25 protein-coding genes and 1 pseudogene are annotated in these 20609 nt (G+C 30.3%); 20 read left to right on the top strand and 6 right to left on the bottom strand.

Annotation, left to right across the window (positions count from 1 at the left end):
* Positions 1 to 177 precede the first annotated feature (177 nt).
* From G9F71_RS25400 to G9F71_RS25395, 3 genes are all read left to right on the top strand, one after another.
* Complete coding sequence (locus G9F71_RS25400) at positions 178 to 549, top strand: hypothetical protein (protein ID WP_164952099.1); 372 nt, start codon at positions 178 to 180, stop codon at positions 547 to 549.
* A gap of 266 nt (positions 550 to 815) precedes the next feature.
* Complete coding sequence (locus tag G9F71_RS27465; protein WP_263488324.1) at positions 816 to 950, top strand: hypothetical protein; 135 nt, start codon at positions 816 to 818, stop codon at positions 948 to 950.
* A gap of 27 nt (positions 951 to 977) precedes the next feature.
* A complete protein-coding gene (locus tag G9F71_RS25395; protein ID WP_164952098.1) occupies positions 978 to 1238 on the top strand; it encodes a hypothetical protein in 261 nt (86 codons plus the stop codon).
* A gap of 236 nt (positions 1239 to 1474) precedes the next feature.
* Here G9F71_RS25395 and G9F71_RS25390 read toward each other — a convergent pair whose 3' ends face one another.
* Positions 1475 to 1960, bottom strand: a complete 486-nt coding sequence (locus tag G9F71_RS25390) for an HTH domain-containing protein (RefSeq protein WP_164952097.1) — start codon at positions 1958 to 1960, stop codon at positions 1475 to 1477.
* Between the two features lie 416 nt (positions 1961 to 2376).
* Here G9F71_RS25390 and G9F71_RS25385 point away from each other — a divergent pair, with 416 nt between their 5' ends.
* The 7 genes and pseudogenes from G9F71_RS25385 to G9F71_RS25355 all read left to right on the top strand — a co-directional run bounded on the left by G9F71_RS25385 (position 2377) and on the right by G9F71_RS25355 (position 7465).
* Positions 2377 to 2664: a hypothetical protein gene (locus G9F71_RS25385; RefSeq protein WP_164952096.1), complete on the top strand. Its 288-nt coding sequence runs from the start codon at positions 2377 to 2379 to the stop codon at positions 2662 to 2664.
* 128 nt (positions 2665 to 2792) lie between these two features.
* A complete protein-coding gene (locus tag G9F71_RS25380; protein WP_224626894.1) occupies positions 2793 to 2939 on the top strand; it encodes a nitroreductase family protein in 147 nt (48 codons plus the stop codon).
* Positions 2897 to 3618: pseudogene (locus tag G9F71_RS25375) on the top strand (ParA family protein). Before G9F71_RS25380 ends, G9F71_RS25375 begins: the two are co-directional and overlap by 43 nt.
* Before the next feature lie 449 nt (positions 3619 to 4067).
* The gene (locus G9F71_RS25370; protein ID WP_224626891.1) at positions 4068 to 4817 is read left to right on the top strand and encodes a class I SAM-dependent methyltransferase; all 750 of its coding nucleotides are present in this window, start codon (positions 4068 to 4070) and stop codon (positions 4815 to 4817) included.
* Positions 4818 to 5145: 328 nt separating this feature from the next.
* Positions 5146 to 5934, top strand: a complete 789-nt coding sequence (locus tag G9F71_RS25365; protein WP_164952094.1) for a hypothetical protein — start codon at positions 5146 to 5148, stop codon at positions 5932 to 5934.
* Positions 5935 to 6293: 359 nt separating this feature from the next.
* Positions 6294 to 6755, top strand: a complete 462-nt coding sequence (locus G9F71_RS25360; RefSeq protein ID WP_164952093.1) for a hypothetical protein — start codon at positions 6294 to 6296, stop codon at positions 6753 to 6755.
* A gap of 146 nt (positions 6756 to 6901) precedes the next feature.
* Positions 6902 to 7465, top strand: a complete 564-nt coding sequence (locus G9F71_RS25355; RefSeq protein ID WP_164952092.1) for a nitroreductase family protein — start codon at positions 6902 to 6904, stop codon at positions 7463 to 7465.
* Between the two features lie 149 nt (positions 7466 to 7614).
* On the opposite strand, the gene G9F71_RS25350 is transcribed toward G9F71_RS25355, so the two are convergent.
* Complete coding sequence (locus G9F71_RS25350) at positions 7615 to 8235, bottom strand: hypothetical protein (RefSeq protein ID WP_224626888.1); 621 nt, start codon at positions 8233 to 8235, stop codon at positions 7615 to 7617.
* Between the two features lie 596 nt (positions 8236 to 8831).
* Here G9F71_RS25350 and G9F71_RS25345 point away from each other — a divergent pair.
* Positions 8832 to 9797, top strand: coding sequence for a helix-turn-helix transcriptional regulator (locus tag G9F71_RS25345; RefSeq protein ID WP_164952091.1), 966 nt, complete (start codon positions 8832 to 8834; stop codon positions 9795 to 9797).
* A 605-nt stretch (positions 9798 to 10402) separates the two neighbouring features.
* Here the strand turns inward: G9F71_RS25345 and G9F71_RS25340 are convergent.
* Positions 10403 to 10786 (bottom strand): DUF3888 domain-containing protein, encoded by a 384-nt coding sequence (locus tag G9F71_RS25340; protein ID WP_164952090.1) that lies wholly within the window; start codon positions 10784 to 10786, stop codon positions 10403 to 10405.
* A gap of 245 nt (positions 10787 to 11031) precedes the next feature.
* Between G9F71_RS25340 and G9F71_RS25335 the strand changes: the two genes are divergently transcribed.
* The 5 genes from G9F71_RS25335 (at position 11032) to G9F71_RS25320 (ending at position 14991) form a co-directional block, all read left to right on the top strand.
* A complete protein-coding gene (locus G9F71_RS25335) occupies positions 11032 to 11499 on the top strand; it encodes a GNAT family N-acetyltransferase (RefSeq protein WP_164952089.1) in 468 nt (155 codons plus the stop codon).
* Positions 11500 to 11835: 336 nt separating this feature from the next.
* Complete coding sequence (locus G9F71_RS27455; protein ID WP_263488321.1) at positions 11836 to 11961, top strand: hypothetical protein; 126 nt, start codon at positions 11836 to 11838, stop codon at positions 11959 to 11961.
* Between the two features lie 110 nt (positions 11962 to 12071).
* Positions 12072 to 12245, top strand: coding sequence for a hypothetical protein (locus tag G9F71_RS25330; RefSeq protein ID WP_224626886.1), 174 nt, complete (start codon positions 12072 to 12074; stop codon positions 12243 to 12245).
* A 295-nt stretch (positions 12246 to 12540) separates the two neighbouring features.
* Positions 12541 to 13188 carry a CPBP family intramembrane glutamic endopeptidase gene (locus tag G9F71_RS25325; RefSeq protein ID WP_164947747.1) on the top strand — a complete coding sequence of 216 codons (648 nt, stop codon included), beginning with the start codon at positions 12541 to 12543 and terminating at the stop codon, positions 13186 to 13188.
* Between the two features lie 771 nt (positions 13189 to 13959).
* A complete protein-coding gene (locus G9F71_RS25320) occupies positions 13960 to 14991 on the top strand; it encodes a helix-turn-helix domain-containing protein (protein WP_164952087.1) in 1032 nt (343 codons plus the stop codon).
* Positions 14992 to 15307: 316 nt separating this feature from the next.
* Here the strand turns inward: G9F71_RS25320 and G9F71_RS25315 are convergent, their stop codons facing one another.
* A complete protein-coding gene (locus G9F71_RS25315; protein WP_164952086.1) occupies positions 15308 to 15706 on the bottom strand; it encodes a GNAT family N-acetyltransferase in 399 nt (132 codons plus the stop codon).
* Positions 15707 to 16224: 518 nt separating this feature from the next.
* Between G9F71_RS25315 and G9F71_RS25310 the strand changes: the two genes are divergently transcribed.
* Positions 16225 to 16491 carry a hypothetical protein gene (locus G9F71_RS25310; protein ID WP_164952085.1) on the top strand — a complete coding sequence of 89 codons (267 nt, stop codon included), beginning with the start codon at positions 16225 to 16227 and terminating at the stop codon, positions 16489 to 16491.
* Positions 16492 to 16529: 38 nt separating this feature from the next.
* On the opposite strand, the gene G9F71_RS25305 is transcribed toward G9F71_RS25310, so the two are convergent.
* Positions 16530 to 16730 carry a hypothetical protein gene (locus G9F71_RS25305; protein ID WP_224626884.1) on the bottom strand — a complete coding sequence of 67 codons (201 nt, stop codon included), beginning with the start codon at positions 16728 to 16730 and terminating at the stop codon, positions 16530 to 16532.
* 470 nt (positions 16731 to 17200) lie between these two features.
* Between G9F71_RS25305 and G9F71_RS25300 the strand changes: the two genes are divergently transcribed.
* The 3 genes from G9F71_RS25300 to G9F71_RS25290 all read left to right on the top strand — a co-directional run bounded on the left by G9F71_RS25300 (position 17201) and on the right by G9F71_RS25290 (position 19480).
* On the top strand, positions 17201 to 17344 hold the full coding sequence (locus tag G9F71_RS25300; RefSeq protein WP_224626882.1) for a hypothetical protein: 144 nt from the start codon (positions 17201 to 17203) through the stop codon (positions 17342 to 17344).
* Positions 17345 to 17386: 42 nt separating this feature from the next.
* Complete coding sequence (locus G9F71_RS25295; RefSeq protein ID WP_224626880.1) at positions 17387 to 17599, top strand: hypothetical protein; 213 nt, start codon at positions 17387 to 17389, stop codon at positions 17597 to 17599.
* Positions 17600 to 18526: 927 nt separating this feature from the next.
* Complete coding sequence (locus G9F71_RS25290; protein WP_164952084.1) at positions 18527 to 19480, top strand: lysine exporter LysO family protein; 954 nt, start codon at positions 18527 to 18529, stop codon at positions 19478 to 19480.
* A 675-nt stretch (positions 19481 to 20155) separates the two neighbouring features.
* On the opposite strand, the gene G9F71_RS25285 is transcribed toward G9F71_RS25290, so the two are convergent.
* Positions 20156 to 20320 (bottom strand): hypothetical protein, encoded by a 165-nt coding sequence (locus G9F71_RS25285; protein WP_164947745.1) that lies wholly within the window; start codon positions 20318 to 20320, stop codon positions 20156 to 20158.
* Positions 20321 to 20609: the final 289 nt, after the last annotated feature.

Below are 20609 nucleotides of genomic sequence, written 5' to 3'. Positions count from 1 at the left end.
AATAACTTATAGTTAGGTTAGCGTACGAAATGTCATTTTTGCGTACGCTAACCTTAACTTATTCACTTAAAAAAACAGCAATATATGGTTTATTATGGTATAATTGACTTAAAATTGTTGCGTAATTGTTAAAAATATTGATGTAAAGATTATATTTTATTTGGAGGAGGAGTAATCATGAAAAGTATTAATTCATCGAAAACAATTTCGATAATATGTTATGGTGTTTCTTTATTAATTTTTTTGGTAATTGGTCTTGAGGGAGTATTTCTTTCTGCGGGTGACGAAATGGGGTATTGTGTTCTTTATTTTTACATTGTAATGCCGTTAACTACTTTAATTGCTTCATTTATCATTAGTATGAAAAAAGGTTATCTGTTTTGGTTTTATCCTGCATTTGTTAGTCTTTTAGAGATAATAATTTCGTTTGTAGTGTTTAGTACATTTGGTGGAATAGACTTATTCTTTGCTTTTTTTCCTGCATTGATTGGACTTATAGTTGGGTTTATTATAAGGTTTAAAACAAAAAAAGAACTTAAAATGAATTAAGGCGAGGTAGAAAATAATAAACTAAAAAGTATTTATATTAAAATGTGGGAGTGTTTGATGATAATAAGCAAGGCTTTATGGATATTTTTACCTATCCACGCTGAAATGTATATTATATAGATAAAATATCAGTTTATGGTTCTTATTTTAACATTTTTTTAATATTTCAAAGTTACACAATGCACAATTGTATTATATTGTATTGTAGATTATAATGTTATTTAAGAGACAAAAACCTTATATTTGAAAAAATGTTATGATTTAATATGAATAAGAAATTAATTTCATTATGTCTAATGTGTAGTATATTGGGAAGTAGTACCAGTGCTTTAGCAACTATAAACTCTAATACTGCGTTACCTACACCTGTTGAAAGTGTAGTAGTGTCTAAATTAGGATGAGGGCCAAGTAAAGAAGGAGGAATACATGTGATACTAAAAATAATTATAGTAATAAATATAATTCTTATTATATCTACCTTAATTTTTTGTATAATTAATTTTAAAAATGAAAAGAAATATCTGTATAAAATGCTTATGTTGATAGGTACATTCGTTATACAAACTGGAATAGTCGCAGGATTTATTTTAAAACAGAATGTTACTGAAATTGCAGTTGTTTCTGAAGTTTTATATTTAATTTATTTCATATATAAGATAAATACTCTATATAAAGTAACCTGTAAATAATCTTGTGTAAGAATACATTCAATTCTATTCTATTTAATATATTAAAAAAATCTTCTTTGTAGGGTCAGCTGCTACATTGCGACCATTAATGACTTTGAAGAATGATGCAAATCTTATATGTCAACGCTTTATGTTATTTTTACGAATGTAAGGTTTTAGTTAAAATCGTACATTCGTTTATGACATAATTTACGAATAATATTCAGTATGTCCGAAATCTCTTAATATAACATTTATTATATTTTAGGCTCAACAGTTTTAAATATAAATCTTAATGTCATTATTACTGATGCAAGCTTATATTTTATCTCAATTGGCACTGTGCTACTATCAATCATGAAATCTAAAACACACTGAGTTGGAATTTCGGCAAATTTTGCAATGGTATCAGCACTAATCTTATGTACTTCAATTAGAACTTCTAAAAATGCTTTAAACTTAAAATCTGGTTCCTCCTTTGGAATAGTGTCTAACATCATTATTAAATTAGTAAAAGAAGAACGTTCTGCAAACCCAATTGGTTCTTCAATTTTATGTCCATCGCTCTTTACTCCCAACAAATGTGATAGACATTCTGTGCTCATTCCATAATCCTTTATCAGAGTATCTATCATTTCTTCTATATCTTTGCCTGTAATTGCATGAATTTCATTATCTTTAGTCAATGTATCTAATGTTTCTTCTATCTCTTTATCTGTAATTGCCTGAATTTCATTTATCATTACTATCACCTCTTAAATCTAATTCATATTTTTTTACGGTTACGACACAAAACGTTTATTTAATTATACTATTGTTACCGTAAATTGGATATAAAAAAGAATGTATGATTTTAACCAAAAAATTAAATGGTTACATAAGAATTTAAAACTTGAAATTATAAGAACAATCTAAACATTTTGTTATTATTTTTGCAATATGCAGTACCAATAGTATTATGCACACTCACAAATGGTTTAACTTGATACCCAAGCTATTAACTCTATTAGGGTTAACCTTATCCCTAATAGTTATTGTACCATCGGCTGCTATTGCCCTTATACATATCATAAACATAAGTGTCTACTAATTCAGAGGTAGTGATTATGATTAAAAAGAATATCAAGTAACTACCATTACATTTCATCTAAAAGGCAAATTGTATAACTCACCATTTTTTAATGGTAAACGAATACTTGGAACAATAGAAATCGAAGGTAACAAATATACCATTGATTTAGGTAAAAGCAATTTATCTCATTTTATTGGATCATCAAGTTTTGGAGATAATGACTTTATTGCAAGACTTTCTGATGATTTCGAGTCAATTGATATGATTGGAGTGAGTCAACCTTCAATGATAATATTCGCTCCCGCTAAAAATAAGGAAAATTATTTAATTGTACAAAAAAAATTACACGTTAAAACAATTTCAACCTTAAAATAGTGAAAACAAAATCTAAATTTGCTTTTTTAATTAATACAAAAGTTATAATACGTCAGACTTTTCTTATATCATGTCACAATAACGTACCAAAAGAGTACTAATATTTTACACAATTTGAGTATTTAAATTTGGAAAGGAGACTTAATGTGGATATAATCGAAACAATTTATAAAAGAAGAAGTATAAGGAACTATTTGGATAAGAAAGTTGAAAAAGATACGATTATGACTTTATTGAAAGCTGCAGAGGCGTTGGCAAAACAACGTCAACATTAAATTTAGGGGTAGCTCTTACAGAACTTGGCATGAAAGTATTAATGATAGATCTGGATCCACAAGCCAGTTTAACAATTTCAACAGGTCTTGAGCCTGAAAATTTAGAAAAAACAATTTTGATGATGTGGATATAAGGAAATTAATTTTATTTAATGAACTTCTCTATTTCGTACCATCTACCATAGACCTTTCTGCCGCAGAAATGGAACTAGTATCTGAGGTAGGTCGAGATTTCAAATTAAGGGATGCACTTGACCCCGTGAAAGCAGATTTTGACTATATATTAATCGACTGCCCTCCTTCCCTTGGGCTCCTAACTATTATTGCATTAGCTGCATGTGATGTTGTAATTGTACCTATGTCACCGGAGTATCTTACATTAAGAGGCTTCAATTTGCTTGAAAAAACCATGACTAAGGTAAAAAGATTAAATAAAAAGCTTACCTTAATGGGAATATTAATAACTTTATACGACAATAGAACAACACACCACAAAGATGTAGTAGCAGAGCTTAGAAATAGTTATCCTGTTTTTAATTCCATGATAAAAAAATCAATAAAATTTCCAGATGCAGTTTTAGCTGGACAACCTATTATGACCTTTGATAGAAAATTCGAAGGATCTATTTCCTATCAAGAATTAGCTAAGGAGTTTATAGCATGGGACGCAACAAAATAAGCTTAGCCGATAAGATGAAAAAAGTAAATGAACTTCAGTCACAATGAGTAAAAAAAGGACAAGGTGCAGATTCATTTTTAAAGAGTACCATTGCTAGTCAAAAAATTGAAAACACTGGTAATAGTACGGATATAGTAACGGGCACGTACACGTCACCGTGTACAGACACAGATGCAAATACGGACAGGTCACAAGCTACAGTTATAAATACGGATTCGGTATTTAATCCTGAACTAGTTTTTTATTTTTGGGTTTCTAAGGTTTCTGGGTATAAAGACTTTCTTAATATCATTGCATACTTGGGTCTCGCCAACATTTCTCTAAATCACACCAACTAGAATCAAAAAATAGCCTACTTTTTGTGACAGCCTGCATAAACGAATGGTATAATATTCCTATGAGTTACGTCACATTCGTATTTTATTGTGTAATATTGAGGAGGAATTATATTGAATAACCTATTACAGGAAGCACAAGTTATAAATAAAGACTCGGTTTCACTTAATTCTTATGAAGATATGGCTGAATATTATTTTGAATATGTAGATGCTAAGCCATTCAATGCCTACTATGAGAGACCTGCAACTATATCATTACTTGGAGAAGTTAAAGGCAAGAAGGTTTTGGATGCAGGTTGTGCGGCAGGCTGGTATACTAAATGGTTATTGGAAAAGGGCGCAAGTGTAATAGCATTAGATTTCAGTCCAAACATGATAGAGATGACTAAAAAAAGAGTTGGAAAAAAGGCTGAAATTATAAGGGCTGATTTAAATGATCCATTAAATTTTATTGAAGATGAATCTTTAGATATTGTTTTGTCATCATTGACACTTCATTATATTAAAAATTGGGATGTAGTAATGAGTGAATTTAATAGAATACTAGAGAATGATGGACAACTTATTATATCTATTCATCATCCGTTTATGGATTTTACAGCATTTAATAGAGAGAATTACTTCTTAACAGAATTATTAGATGATGAATGGAATACTAATAATGGAAAGGTAAAAGTACAATTTTATAGAAGGCCGTTAAGTAAGATTATCACCTCTATTATTGATGCAGGATTTATAATAGAGCAAATATTAGAGCCTATGCCGATTGAACAATTTAAAATCGAACTACCTAACGTATATGATAAATTAACTAAGAAACCTCAATTTTTATTTATAAAAGCAAGGAAATATAAAGTTTAGATTTGTTGATACATACTTTTCTTTTTAGGCGTCACAAACAATAAAAGTTTGTGGCGTTTTTACTTGTGACGACTTATGAAACTGTCACGACACATCAATAAATTTGAATGCACAATAGAGGACTCTAAATAGTCTCTTTTCTTTGCACTATTGTTACGGAGTTGGTAAAATACATTATTTAAAATATGTAAAAAAATAAATAATAAGTAATTAATGGTTTTAATATATATTTTTAATAGAAAAGAGGATATTTTGTATGAATATAGAATTATATAAACATAGCTAAATTAAATTTTAGATGGCCATCTAATATAGGGGAGAAAATTTTATGTTGAAAAAATTTAGTAAAAAATTGTTAATGGGTTTAGTATGCTCAAGTCTAGTAATTTTTACTTCTGTGCCTGCATTTGCAAGTACAAAAGAAGCTACAAGTGTAAAGGCACTTTTTACAGCTAGATCAGCAAATGGGGACACATTAGTGGACGAAGCTCCGATTTCTGTGGGGGTTTGGAGCGGAATAGCATCGTTTAATGTAAATGTACCTGATTCTGATAAAAGACATTTCAAGGTAACATCGAGTATCCCTGTTAGAGTTGAAATATCTTCTGCGGATGGGTCAACTCGTTATGATTCAGGTGAGCCGATGCTTAATCCAACGGTAGCACGGAATTTTTGTCCTAATAAAGACTATAGGGTAATGATTTTTACTAAAAATGAAGCAAATGCCAATGTAACAGTAGGTATGTCAAAACGAGGAGAAAATATTTCTGCGATTAACATAGCTGATTCCCCAGTCAAAGAAACAAGTGAATTATGGGGACAAGCAACTGAAATGTATTATATTGGATTTCAAAAACCCGGAACATATAGGTTTACAGTATTATCTGAAGTAATCAACAATAAAGGTTATGGACTTAATTTGACTGGTCTTAATGCAACGTTATCACCTACTGGAGGACACAGTGAGTTTAACATGGAGAGTGGTACTACGTTTACATCTGATATTGTTATATCTACACCAACACCGTCAATATACCAGTGGAACTTAATGCTTTATAATAATAATAATTTAGGTTCACATGGACCTTACACTGTTACAATTGAAAAATTAAACTAGAAATTAATATTTATAATATACTCAACGATCACCTACTAAAAGTAGGTGGTCGTTGAGTATATTATTTAAACAATGCTGACCAGATTGCAGCGATTATTGATGATTTATTACTCATGGCTAATCAATAAAATTATTAGCATAATGTGAAGTTAAGTTGCTTCGCAACCTTCATCTTAGACGTCACAAACAATAAAGCTTTGTGACGTTTTTGCTTGTGATAAACCAGGGAAATATGTTGAATTTAAAATAGTAGTATCCTAATCTTTATTTTTATGTTATATTATGGTATTATTAAGACGGAATCATAAGAATTTGTATATTAAATTAAAAATTTATATAGAATCGGAGGGCGACCTTAATTGAAAAATTCGAAAAAATTACTAAAACAAATTCTCATTGTTTTAGTAATTGTCCTGGTAACTGCAGGTATAATTTATATGTATCCCAAAGATATTGATAAATCCTATCAAGGGTGTGTATATTTACATGAAAATAAAAAAGTAACTACCATTACATTTCATCTAAAAGGCAAATTGTATAACTCACCATTTTTTAATGGTAAACGAATACTTGGAACAATAGAAATCCAAGGTAATAAATATACTATTGATTTAGGTAAAAGCAATTTATCTCATTTTATTGGATCATCAAGTTTTGGAGATAATGACTTTATTGCAAGACTTTCTGATGATTTCGAGTCAATTGATATGATTGGAGTGAGTCAACCTTCAATGATAATATTCGCTCCCGCTAAAAATAAGGAAGATTATTTAATTGTACAAAAAAAATTACATGTTAAAACAATTTCAACCTTAAAGTAGTGAAAACAAAATCTAAATTTGCTTTTTTAATTAATACAAAAGTTATAATACGTCAGACTTTTCTTATATCATGTCACAATAACGTAGCAAAAGAGTACTAATATTTTACACAATTTGAGTATTTAAATTTGGAAAGGAGACTTAATGTGGATATAATCGAAACAATTTATAAAAGAAGAAGTATAAGGACCTATTTGGATAAGCAAGTTGAAATAAATATGATTATGACTTTATTAAAAGCTGCTACAGCAGCACCCACGGCAGCAAATTGTCAGACATGGGAGTTTATAGTTATTGATGATGCAGAGAAACTTTCAGAAATGAAAGAGCAATTAATTTTTGCAAGGTACAATGCACCTGTTGCTATTGTTGTGTGTGGGAATATGAAGTTAGCATTTAAAGGCCCAGGTAAAGAAATGTGGGTTCAAGATTGCAGTGCAGCAATAGAGAACATTTTAATCGCTGCAACAAGTATTGGACTTTGTTCAGTTTGGATAGGTGTATACCCTATTGAAAGTAATATAAAGCCAGTAAAAAAAATACTCAATATCCCAGAGCATGTTACTCCTCTTGGTATTGTATATGTTGGATATTCAGCAGAGGAAAAAGAAGCGAGAACGAGATTAGATGAAAAAAGAGTATATTGGCAGGAATATGAACCTAGTCGTAAGCATAGGACAAAGGATAAGCCCATTAAAGGTCATTATTAGAGGGTTTAGAGTGGTCTTGGTGGTAATCAACAGTTAAATTTCAAAAATATCTTTGATTTTTAACATGGATATAATATAAAGGAAGGTTAATTCGCAACCTTCTTATAATACCAACTAAAGAGTATACTCTTATTGTGTGGTATTATACGCTACAGTATGATTTCTATAATCCTATCTACAACAGTATCCCATGGCCTTGATTCAATCACTTTAATCCCTAATTTCCCACAGGTATCCACTAGCCAATCTCCATACTCAGCACTGGTATCCGCTCTGAAATGTTGCAATTTGCCACCCTCTCTGGCAAGATAATTTTGCACAATTTGATTTTTATCAGGCTCATATATATAGATAGATTTTACCTTTGGATTTTCAAAAGATACCGCAAATTCAGGGTGTATAAAATCTCCCTCAATAATGACGGGTACATCAGCTTCAATGTGATTGTCAACAATTGCCTTTAATCCGGGAATCATTTCTTTGCTTACGTCAATAAGCCACTTTACATTGCCGCTTACACCGATATCCATCCAGTTTATGCCGGTACTCCAATAATGAATTGCCGGAAGAATCTCTCTCGTTGTCATTGCTTTTACAGCTTGGCAAATATCATCCACTTCCATGACATTCACGTTATAAAAATGAGCCAGTTTATAGGCAACACTTGATTTACCCATACCTGAAGCACCGCCTATAAACAAAACCGTCCAATTTCTATCTCTGTTCAATTTATCACCCTCATTCCTATCAGTATTTAGCACATAGTACATAAATAACCTATGCATCGCACAATAAAATACCAATCCGACTTAACTTTTAAGAATATTATACCATTAGATACTATTTTTACAAATACTCTCTACTATCTCGGCACATTTTCTTATAGAATAACCATTTATCATACAGCCTTTATCTAAAATCATACATTCACTTTTCCATACCCCAATTTACAGTAATAATGGTATAATTAAATAAATTGTTGCGTCGTAACTGTAAAAAAATGTGACATATAAATGGTATAAACAATTCAATAAACAGGAATTTTACGCTTAAAAATATCACCATCCGTTTGCCGGAGGGGCTTATCATGGGGCTACTCGGCCCCTGCGGTTTCTTATGCTCACAATATTATTGGTGTTTTGATTATGAATGGGAAAATGGCTCTTACATATCATAGCATGGAGAATGGCAACGGTGCAGACAAAAATTTCTTTGATAGAGGTATTGAAAACCTCATATTGTAGGCCAGACGCAAAGATGCAGAACTTAAAAGAGAAAAATGAAATAACAGCAAGTAAAATCAAGCAGTAATCTCTCTATTTCTTTATAATGAATGTAGGGTGATTGAAACGAGGTGAACAGACGAATGTACGAGTGGAAGAAGCAAATTCAAATAATCGTTGATGAAATTGACAATGGTATTAAAAATTATAATGATGAAGCCTTGACACTACGCTTTCTTTCTCGCAGGTTGGGTTATTCTGAATTTTATACAACGAGAAAATTCAAAGAAATATCGGGTATGCAATTTAGGGATTATCTGCGGCATAGGAAATTAGCCTTTGCACTAAAAGAGGTTCGGGATAGTGAAAAAAGCCTTTTGGATATTGCTTTTAATTATAGTTTTTCATCACATGAAGCTTTTACCAGAGCTTTCAAGGGAACATATGGTGTAACTCCAAGTGAATACCGAAAAAAGCCTAAGCCTGTCGTTCTTCGTACAAAAATAAACCCTTTCGACCGCTACTTTTTAGGATTGGGAGAGATTGGTATGATGAAATCTACAGATGATGTTAAAATTTATTTTGTAACCATTCCCGCACACAAATTTTTGCACATTAAAAACTATGAGAGTAATGGGTATTGGGATTTTTGGCAAAAACAAAGTCTTATTCCGGGACAGGACTGTGAAACAATTTGCGGCTTACTCGATAGTATCAAGGGCAAATTGGATGACGATGGTGGAAGCGAATCTAACGGCAGCAGCGGTCAGATTATGGCGTACATTAACGACCCGGACGGCAGACTCTGCGATTGGGGTATTCCTCGCACAGAGTGTTACGGTACACGTCTTCCTTTTGATTATAAAGGAGAAATACCCCCACAAATGCTTATGATTGATGTTCCCGAAGCCGAGTATATTGTTTTTGAACATGGGCCATTTGATTATGAGCAGGAAAATCGTAGTGTAGAAGAAAAAATTGAAAAGGCAATGGCAACTTTTGATTTTGCAGGCACTGGCTACTGCTTTGATACTTCCACCGGTAGAATAATTTACTTTTATTATAATCCGGAACGGTTTTTTAAGTATATCAGACCAGTGCGAAAGTAAATAAAATGGACTGCCTATCCACTATTGTTTCTAACGAGAAAACCAAACAGGAAATAACAAATTCCAATTTGTAGGGTTTGAATAACATAGTTTTATCTTAAGTTATGTCGCATCTTTCATCTATGCCGTCTCAAGTACCCCTCTATCATTAGATGCGGGTGGGGGGGAATATTAACAATGGACTATTAACAATAATTATTTCGATTGTAATTATGTTAATATCTAAAGTATCTTAAACCGTATCTTTCACGACATCCATTGTTTATTAATAGTTTCAGTTTACCTTTAACTTTTCTTTATTTTTCTTAGATATATGCATGCAACCTAAATAGACTGAGACTATACATGTATATATAATTACTATTAGTATTTGTTTATTTATTTTTATATAATCTAAAAAAAGTGTAGATAATATACATGATGATATAAAAAATATTATTTGTATTATAGACTGTTTCATAGAGGCCTCCCAATGTAATTTAAAACTATTTTACCTTTACCTATAGTAACATAGTGTAATTAGTTATGCTAGCAAAATTAAACATATATGTTTAGAATACTCATTATCCCAACACTTTATTTTAACTTGTATTAATTTAAGCAGGTTATTCTGACTTATGTTTAAAGTTTACGACTTTAGTACCCATTGGACTTGTTAGTATAGTTATTGTTTCTATGCCTCTTGGAGGGTTATGTGGTTCAGTAAAAGTTTCTAATTGTACTGTTATTTCATATTCAAGTTCTTCTGGCGTTTTTTTTATACTTAATATTTTTGTACCCCATAAGTCATATTGTTGAAAGTGACCATAATATTTATCTATTGCATGGGAGATATAGGGGTTTAAAAGAGACAATAGACTGCCTATGTATAGTTCTTGTTGATTAGTATCATTTACTTGCTTGGCATAAGGATTATTATATGAACAAACATTTTTTGAATTAAAACTTATTAATACTATTAGTAATAATGAAATAATTGCTTTTTTCATAAAATCAACTCCTTGTATTATAGTTTGTGTAAGAAGTATTGTTTTATTAGTAATTCATACTAATCACATTATTGCAAAACTGCGATTTATGAACAATCCTATCTTGTTGTGAATTAATGATTATTTATATAATTTGGAGGTGTAAAATGATAGGGTTATTAAGAGGAACTGTTTTGCTGGAACCGTAAAATTTCCATATGGTGTAATGTACTATTTTTATATTAGCTTGTGAGGTGAAATAATATATGAAAATCAGAGTGTATCAATCAGATGATTGTAAAGAAATCATTGAGTTGTTTTATAATACTGTCCATAGCATAAATGTAAAAGATTATACAGAGGCACAGCTTGATGTGTGGGCAACAAAAACAATTGACCGCATTGCTTGGGATAAATCTCTGTCAGAACATTATACTGTTGTTACTGAAATAACTGGCATAATTGTTGGTTTTGGTGATATTGATAATACCGGATATTTGGATAGGTTGTTTATTCACAAGGATTATCAAGGTAAGGGAATCGCAACTGCAATTACAACTGAGCTTGAAGCCTATGCTTTTAAAAAGACCCTCAATTTGATTCTAACCCATGCATCTATTACGGCAAAACCCTTCTTTGAAAAATGTGGTTATCATGTTTTAAAGAAACAAGTTGTTGAAAGAAGCGGACAAAGACTAACGAATTTTGTGATGCAAAAGCAGCTCGTAAAATGATCATTATTCTTGGTAAATTAATTATAAAGTTGAGTCACAACATTCGTATTTTGCGTCACAACGGTCTTAAAATATAACTTATTAATGGGGTAGTGCTCGCAAAACGCGGAAAATATACATTAAGACAGTTATTACCAAAAAAAACTTTTATCAAAACATTCTGAGTTAGAATGAATACCTAATAGTTCTAACTCGAAAAAGTATATAACATCAGTGTAAAGTATTGATATAACTAGGGTTTAATCACTAAATGATAAAGCTCTTATTTTTTGCTCAAAACCAGTTAGTTAAAGTACAATTATAGTATTGATAATACTAACTAAGCTAGGGATAACCATGGCAAATGATAAAATAAAAAAAGGAAGCAAAACAGTAGATCCAATAAAAAGTAAAAGAGAAATTCAGGCAGTAAAAAATTATCTATCCGGAAAAAATTTAAGAGATTATACTATATTTTTGTAGGTATAAATTCAGCTCTAAGGGTAAGCGATGTTGTAAAATTAAAATGGGAGAATAGAAATGTTGGCGAGACCCCTTATAAAAACCACATCATCTATTCAAAGAGGATGACAGTGCCAAGTTATGACTCATATTTTGAGCTCATACCGGCAATCGGAGAAGATATTACTGTGGCGAATCCTGAATTAAAATGTACTGTTCCTGCGTATTGCTTCATCAAATATATTGACAATGAATACAAAGATAAAGATATTAACATTGAATTCTGCGAAGCGGTAGAAATGTAATGGGTTCCATTTTGAAGTGCTTTTACTGAAATATAATTAACATTATCATATGAAATCACGCTAATATAATAAGCTATTAATCTACTATTTATACAAGAAAACACAGGCTAAAAACCTGTGTTTTCTTTGAGTTTAATTTAATATGAGCCGATGTTAGGTGTAAGTAATTATATTGCAAATAGATTTTATATATTATGTTATAATTTCTAATATCTAAATCTTATGTTATAATTACTATATAATTGTAAAATATGGACAAGTGAAGATTATAAATAATGTGAAAAGGAGTATTTGAATGAAAAATAGAAATGAATTATTGAAAACTTACATTCCAATTGCAATTTTTGGATTTCTATGCTTAACAAGTGGAGGTTTGAATAATGTTGTTGGCTTAAGATTAACTATTCTTTTTTCAATATTGTATTTATTTATTGAAAACAAAAGGAACAAAGGAAAAATGGAAGACATCGGTTTTATTCCAAAAAACGTCTTATCTGATATAAAAAAATATTGGTGGTTAATTTTGATTCCTGTTGTTTCGGGTATTGTATCAGTTAGTTTGCTTAAATTTGTCCTACCAGAGTTCTACTTGTCTGTTTTAGACAAAAAACCGATGTTATCATTTGATAAATCGTTTTTACAGATACCTAAATTATTGATTTTAGCATTTGCTGAGGAAATAGCATTTAGAGGTTTTTTCCAGACTAAGCTTTGCAATATTATAAAACCAATTTGGGCTATCATCATTACTTCATTATTTTTTGCTATAGGAAATTTTTCGGCTGGCTCCATTTCAGCTCTTATTATTTATATCTTGTTTTTTATTTTTATAGATAATATTATTTATGGCGTGATTTATCAAAAAACTAAGAATATTTACTCGTGTACTATTTCACATTTTTTAGCAAATGTCATTGGGACATTTATTCTTTTATTTATTTGATTAAACATAAGGAGTATGAGAAAACTCTGCATTAAGTTGAAATATAAGAGATAATATTCCCCAAATCCTGCCTTCTTCATTTTTAGGGAATATGTTTAAAATATATTTTAGAGTAATTAAAACACCGATATATTCAAAGAACTCTTTTAATATATCGGTGTTTTGGTAATATATTTTTCTTATACGACAATAGAGTAGCAGACCACAAAGATGTAGTTTCAGAGCTTAAAAGAGTTATCCTGTTTTTCATTACATGATAAAAAATGGACAAGAATTAGGTGCATTTTTCAATAGTACCATTGATGGTAAAATCATTGAAAACACTGATAATGTCACAGATGTAATTGAAGCCACGTACACGTTACCGTTAATGGGCACGAGTACGTTTTTTTTTGCTTTAGACAAGTTTGCTGACTGCTACTAATAATAAATAGAGATATGAATGTTGCGATGCCTTAATAGAATGTTATATTAAATGGCAGTGCGTAAGATTGTCGAAATCTTACTTTTGGACCAGGAGCATTAAAAGAGCTTGTAAATTATTTATGTCGCCTCAGTAAAAAATGGTTAAGGATGTGCTTCAAGTTGAAATACTGTATCACAATTAAGATTCTGAATATTTTTATCAGGAGAATTAAATTAACTAATAGTTAATTTTTATGAATAAAAGATGAAAATGCTTCAATTGTTTAAATTATATAGATTTGATATCATTTAATTAACAAAGTCCTAAGTTAATTAAATGTATGAATAAATGGAGGAGTTAACTTTATGAGAATAAGTGAGGTTATTAGAAATTATAGAAAAAAGGAAAATCTTACTCAAGAGCAAGTTGCTAATTATTTAAATATAAGCGCACCAGCAGTAAATAAATGGGAAAGTGGAATATCATGCCCAGATATAGCACTGTTAGCACCTCTTGCACGTGTTTTAAAAATTGATGTTAATACTTTATTAGCATTTAATGAGGAATTAACAGATGTAGAAGTAAAAAAGCTTACAAAAGAGGTAGGTGAAATGGCATCAAAAGAGGGATTTCAAAAAGCTTTTGAAAAGGCCAGTGATTTAATTAAACAATATCCAAGTTGTGATGAGTTAACATATTGGATATCAGTAGTATTAAGGATATATTTATTGGGGCCTCAAATTGAGGAAAAAGATAAATATGAAAGAAAAATAATTGCTTGGCTTGAACTTGTATCAGGAAGCAGTAAAGTAAAGACAGCTTCTATGGCAAAATTAGAATTATCAGCAATGTATAGGGCGAAAAAAGAGTATAAAAAATCTCAAGAAGCATTAGATAAAATTCCAGAAGTAAAGGTGGATAAAAAAATCCAACAGGCATTATTATTTGAAAGTAGCGGAAAAACTGATGAGGCTTATGGCGCCTATGAAGGTATATTAAGGGAAAATGCTCATGAAACATTTGCTGCTTTATCTTTAATAATACAGATGTTATACAAAGAAAAGAAATTTAGTGAAGCAGAAGAATACATAGAGCGTGCTAAAAAGGTTGCTGAAGTATTTGATTTAGGAGCATACCATAAATATCAATTAGATTTATCTTTAGCAAGAGAAAAACAGGATAAAGAAAAAGCTATTGAAATGATTATAAATATGGTGAATGAAGCAAGTAGCATGGATATTTCTATGAAGTCAAAGCTTTATAAGCATATGAAATTTAATGTAACCAACAGTTGGAGTAAAGATAAATATGAAAGATTAGTAAAAGGGGGATTTAAAGAAGATAAAACCCTTGATTTTGTCAAAAATGATCCTAGGATAAATTTTCTGTTGGAATAAGACTAAGTTGGCAAAAAGAGTTATCCTATTTTTCTTTCCATGATGAAAAATGCACAAGGTTCAGATGCATTTTTCAAAAATGCCATTGATGATAAAAGCATTGAAAACACTGATAATAGTACGGATGTAACCACGGTCACGTACACGTTACCGTAGATAGGCACGAGTATGTTCTTTACTTTAGACAAATTTACTAACTTCTACTAATACTAAGTAGAAAGATAAATGTTGCGGTGCCTTAATAGAATTTAGCATGTAACTCCCACTTATAGAAGTATGAGCCTTTCCTTTTGAAATGTCGTTAAAACTTCTAAATTTATAAACGATAAAAACGATTATTCTCATTATATGTAAATCCAAATTTTTTATAAAAATTATAAAGGTCACCTTTTGCTATTAGACCAATAAATGCTTCCTCTAAGCAATTTATTCTGATATATTCCATTATTTTTTCCATAATTCTAATACCAATTTTTTGTTTCTGAAATTTTGGTGATACCATTATATCGTGAACATAAAAAACTGTTGTTCCATCTCCTACAACTCTTCCAAATCCAACAAGGGAACCTTCACATTCAACACATAAACAATAGCATGAATTGCTTATTCCTTTTCTGGTGACTTCTATATCTAATGTCCCCCAACCAACTTCTTTCCTTAATTTAATATATTGATTTGTATCTGGTAATTTCTCAATGAGTACAATATGCTTCATAAATTTCCCTCCAAGGTAATACATTATTTTACCAATCCGACGTAACTCTTAGGAATATTATACCATTATGTGCTTTATATGAAAACTGTCACACTAAGTATATATAACGTGCAAATTGTTTTTACAACTAAAGTAAAATCAAGGTCAATTTTTATTTCTAGATGGTATATTTAATATTATTTTTTTAATTTTAAACTTATAGAGGTTCTCTGCCTCTATAAGTTAGTATTATTGTATCTACAAATGCTATCGTGATAGCGCCAAAATATATGTTAATACATATATTTACAAAGTAAATTTTGTAAACCTATGTAGGAATTCGGAAACGATTAATATAAAAAATAACTACATGACAAATATTCCCCATAAGTCCCTTTAGCACTTTTGTCACATCAAATAGTGCCAGTACAAAAGGTATAATTTTGTGACAACTTGTATAATTGAATGGTATAATATTCCTGGAAGTTACGTCAAATTGGTAAATTCTATGCAATAAATATATTAAGGAGTAGATAATTATGAGTGAGATTTTCGATATTTATTATAATGACATTGATATCATCAAGGACCTTTGGGAAAAGAACAGGTTGTATCATGATGATAGTTCAGAATACTTTAAAGAATCATATCGATCTATTCGCTTTGATGAAAGAATAAAAGCTTTTTCTATGTTTAATAAAGATACAATGAAGATAACTGTGGCTAAAAACAATGATAAATATATAGGATATTGTATATCAACCATGGTGGATGGAACGGGAGAGCTTCAATCGATTGGAGCCTAAAATGATATCAATCCAGCTCACACTGGTTATTTCAATGTTTATATTTCAGCAATTACCCTGCAAGGAATTCCCGAAAATCCACTGGTATTTATAGGGAAAGTATATACTGTAAATGATTTGCTTGATGCTTCTTTTAATAATAGGTCTAAATTATCAAGATTTTCAATAATAAATACCCCTCTGTCTGCGCAGTACTGATCAGTACGTGGGTGAGCAGGTCCTTTCTTTACTCCACTCATATCTACTCCTATAAAATTCACTCCTTTATCAATGAGGTAATCTATTAGTTCATCGGATAACTCATAAAGTGTTGAAAAATATTCTTTTGTACCATATCCATGTTTTTCTAAAATTCCAGAATAAAATATTACAAAATCATTTTTTCTACAGTACTTAAATCTAAATCTTCTACTTTTACTTCGCCAGTTTTAATATTGCTTATATTAAATACTCGACCTTTTTTATAATGTTCTCTATAGAAAATTCTTTGTTCATAGCATCAAAATGCGTACCTACGTGATTAGTCCTTTCAGGATCCCCCTCCACTTCTCCCAACGATGCTAATATTTTCTCTAATACTTTTTTTCTAATTTAAAACTTAAATCAATTTTCATGCTAAAACCTCCACTAAAATATATTTATTTTCATCAAGATTACAATAACACAATATTGTTTCCTTAGAAACTAACTATAAAAGGAGTTTGAAATTATGAAAATGGATTATGAAAAAATAGAGATAAATATAATAATGAGTAAAATGGTAACCTTAATTAATTATTTAACTAATTATGAAAGTAGTCATAAAAAATTATTAGGAGATTTGTTGACTGAACATTATCATAAAGATTTTTAAATAAAAACTTAATGCTTTCAGAATTTCATGTAATTGATTTTATTGGAAAAAGATTTAATAAAAGGAGCTCATTTAGATAATAATAAAAAAGAAACTTACTATACACTAACAACCCAAGGAAAAGAAGCTTTTGAAATACATGAAAAACTCCATAAAATAGAAAATGAAAAATTTGTAAAAATATTCAATAGATATGATAATGAAAAATTAAATACTATTAACAGTTTTTTAGATGATTTAATAAATCAACTTTAAAAATAGGAGCTATAAGGAGAGCAGGCATCAAAACGCGAAATTTATACTCTAAGGCCTGCTCGCCTTTAAGCAGTTCCAAATGTTACTCTCCTTCCTTCCTCCGGAATTACCCGTTATCTTCAGTACCATGAAAGTAGTAGGCTTCCTACTGGCATTTGCGTTTCTTGCTTCTTCAGTTTGTACTGCATACTTTTCATTTTTAAAAGACCAAATAGGATCTCTTCCGCAGGAGATGATTTAACTCACAAATAAATGTTGCTTTCCACGTACATGAACGTTTCTGCCACATCATTTACTAACTTTTCGAAGCTCAATACCATTCACTGTTCTCACAAATATTAGGCGTAAGTATTGTTTTCTAAAATTCTTCTTTTTCAAGAATTTTAAATATTTCTATTGGAGTTTTATCTTTTAAATCTTTAGCATTGTAACTATATATAACTTAATAGATTATTTTACTTCTTGGAAGTAAGTAAGATTGTCCAAAGCTTCCTTTAGGACCAGGAGCAGTAAAAAAGCTTGTGCCACATCAACTTTTCGCATGAAGTGTGAAGGAGAAGATCTGGACTAGCCTTTGACTGCGACTGATTATTAGGAATACCCAGAAAAAGACCTCGAAGCCCTACCCACAAACCCTTGAGGATTTGGGTGAATTAGTTTCTTAAGACTATTTTACTTACTGTTTACGAAACTATAAGCTACATTACATTCTAAATCAATATAATCTTTTATCTAAAATCATACATTCACTTTTCCATAACCCAATTTACGGTAATAATGGTATAATTAAATAAATTATTACGTCGTAACTGTAGAAAATAGTGAAGCAATAATTATATAATCTTGAGTGGATGAACAGGAGATATTTAAATAGGGATAACATAGCCATTCTAGCTAGTGATAGTATTAATAAATTGGAGGTAGTATATGACTTGGATACCATTTCTGTGTTTAGGAGCAGGTTTATTGCTTGGTATAAGGAAATTGTCGGATAATGTATTAAAACTTGTGGACTGGATAATTAACATTGCTTTGATTGTATTAATGCTTACAATAGGTATGAATATTGGAATAAATGATTCTGTAATGCTTAATTTAGGGACAATCGGTATTAATTGTGCAGTCATCGCTATAAGCGCTATAGCCTTTAGTGTAGCATTAGTGTTACTTGTAGAGAAAACAATTTTGCCGCTTGATATACTTAGAGAAAAACTTTATGCAGAAAACCTTAATGTAAACAAAGAAGTTGATATTGATAAAGAAAAAGAAAAAAAGACATCGCCTTTAGTTTGGATAATGCCTATTAGTATTGTTGCAGGAATTATTGTAGGATATTTCTTGTTGTCGGATAAACAGGTTGGCCTATTAGGTTATACTTTAATGTGGTCACTTATTTTTCTTTATATTGGTGTTGGCATTAGTCTCGGAACTAATCGTAAAGTATTTGGTTATATAAAGATATTAGGCCTTAAAGTTGTATATATTTCAATTGCAATATTTGTTGGAAGCATATTAGGCGGTTTATTATCAGGATTAGTATTACATGTTCCCATACATATCTCTGTAATTTCTGCTAGTGGAATGAGCTATTATAGCATTACAGGCGCATACATGACCCAAGGGTATGGAATAAAAGCTGGTACATATGGTTTTGTAGTAAACGTAATGCGAGAATTTTTTACCGTACTTCTTTTGCCGTTGTTAATTCGAATCAGTAAAGGCAGTCCAATCGCAGGTGGTGCAGCAGGAAATATGGATACTATGTTAGTTCCAGTAACTAAGTTTGTTGGTGCAGAGTTAGGACTTGTAGCTTTGATTACTGGTGTAATACTTACATTTGCTGTTCCATTTATCTTGCCATTTCTTTATGGAATACTATGAACATAATATGTAGATGTATTAATTCACAGTCTTCATATTTTGCGTCACAACGGTATACTGTATCACAAGTAAAATTCTGAATATTTTTATTAGTAGAATTAAATTAACTAATAGTTAATTTTTATGAATAAAAGATGAAAATCCTTCAATTGTTTAAATTATATAGCTTTGATATCATTTAATTAACGAAGTCCTAAGTTAATTAAATGTACAAATAAATGGAGAAGTTAATTTTATGAGAATAAGTGAGGTTATTAGAAATTATAGAAAAAAGGAATTATAAGCATATGAAATTTAATGTAACCAACAGTTGGGGTAAAGGTTACCGCGGATAGGCACGAGTATGTTTTTTACTTTAGACAAATTTACTAACTTCTACTAATACTAAGTAGAAAGATAAATGTTGCGGTGCCTTAATAGAATTTTATATTAAATTACAGTGAGTAAGATTGTCCGAAGCTTCCTTTTGGACCAGGAACAGGGGTATAGGTAGTAATGGAACAGTAATCAGCTATAAATATGTAAATATATGGTTACAATAAACCTAACGTGTTCACAGCAAGCGTTTGATAATACCAATTATTTAATATGAACCTTCGAAAATACAAAAAATAATATATTAAACAAGAGCATTTCTACTCTTGTTGATGAACAATAAAAGAAAAATGCGTCTTATTATGCATTATAACCAATACTTATTACTTTATTACAATGAGGACAAATATAAATAACAGTGGAGGTAAAAAAACCTTTATATAATCGTTCTATTGTATCCAATTGCTTCTCGCAATATGGGCATAAAGGTATTTTGTCTACATCAACAATTTTAATTTTTGCCATATTCTCACCCCTTTTTATTATATTTAGATATTAAATTACTATTTCACAATTGTTCAACAATTTAAGAATAATGTGTATCTAAAAAACAATATAGCTAGTTACTGCTACAGAATATGTTGCACTTTTCTTTTAAGTCACATAGAAACAATAACACATCGTTTCTGTTGTTATATCACTATTATGTATAATGCAGTAAATGAATTTGTTTTTAACACCCTATTATTCAATCTTGAAAGGTCATCGTTCATATAACAAATATCAGTAGTTAGTTCGCGAATTTCTACAATCA

The sequence above is a fragment of the Clostridium sp. FP2 genome (genome assembly GCF_011065955.2).
GTDB lineage: Bacteria > Bacillota > Clostridia > Clostridiales > Clostridiaceae > Clostridium_AD > Clostridium_AD tagluense.
The sequence above is the reverse complement of the archived record's forward strand: the minus strand, read 5'-3'. Positions and strand labels throughout refer to the sequence as shown.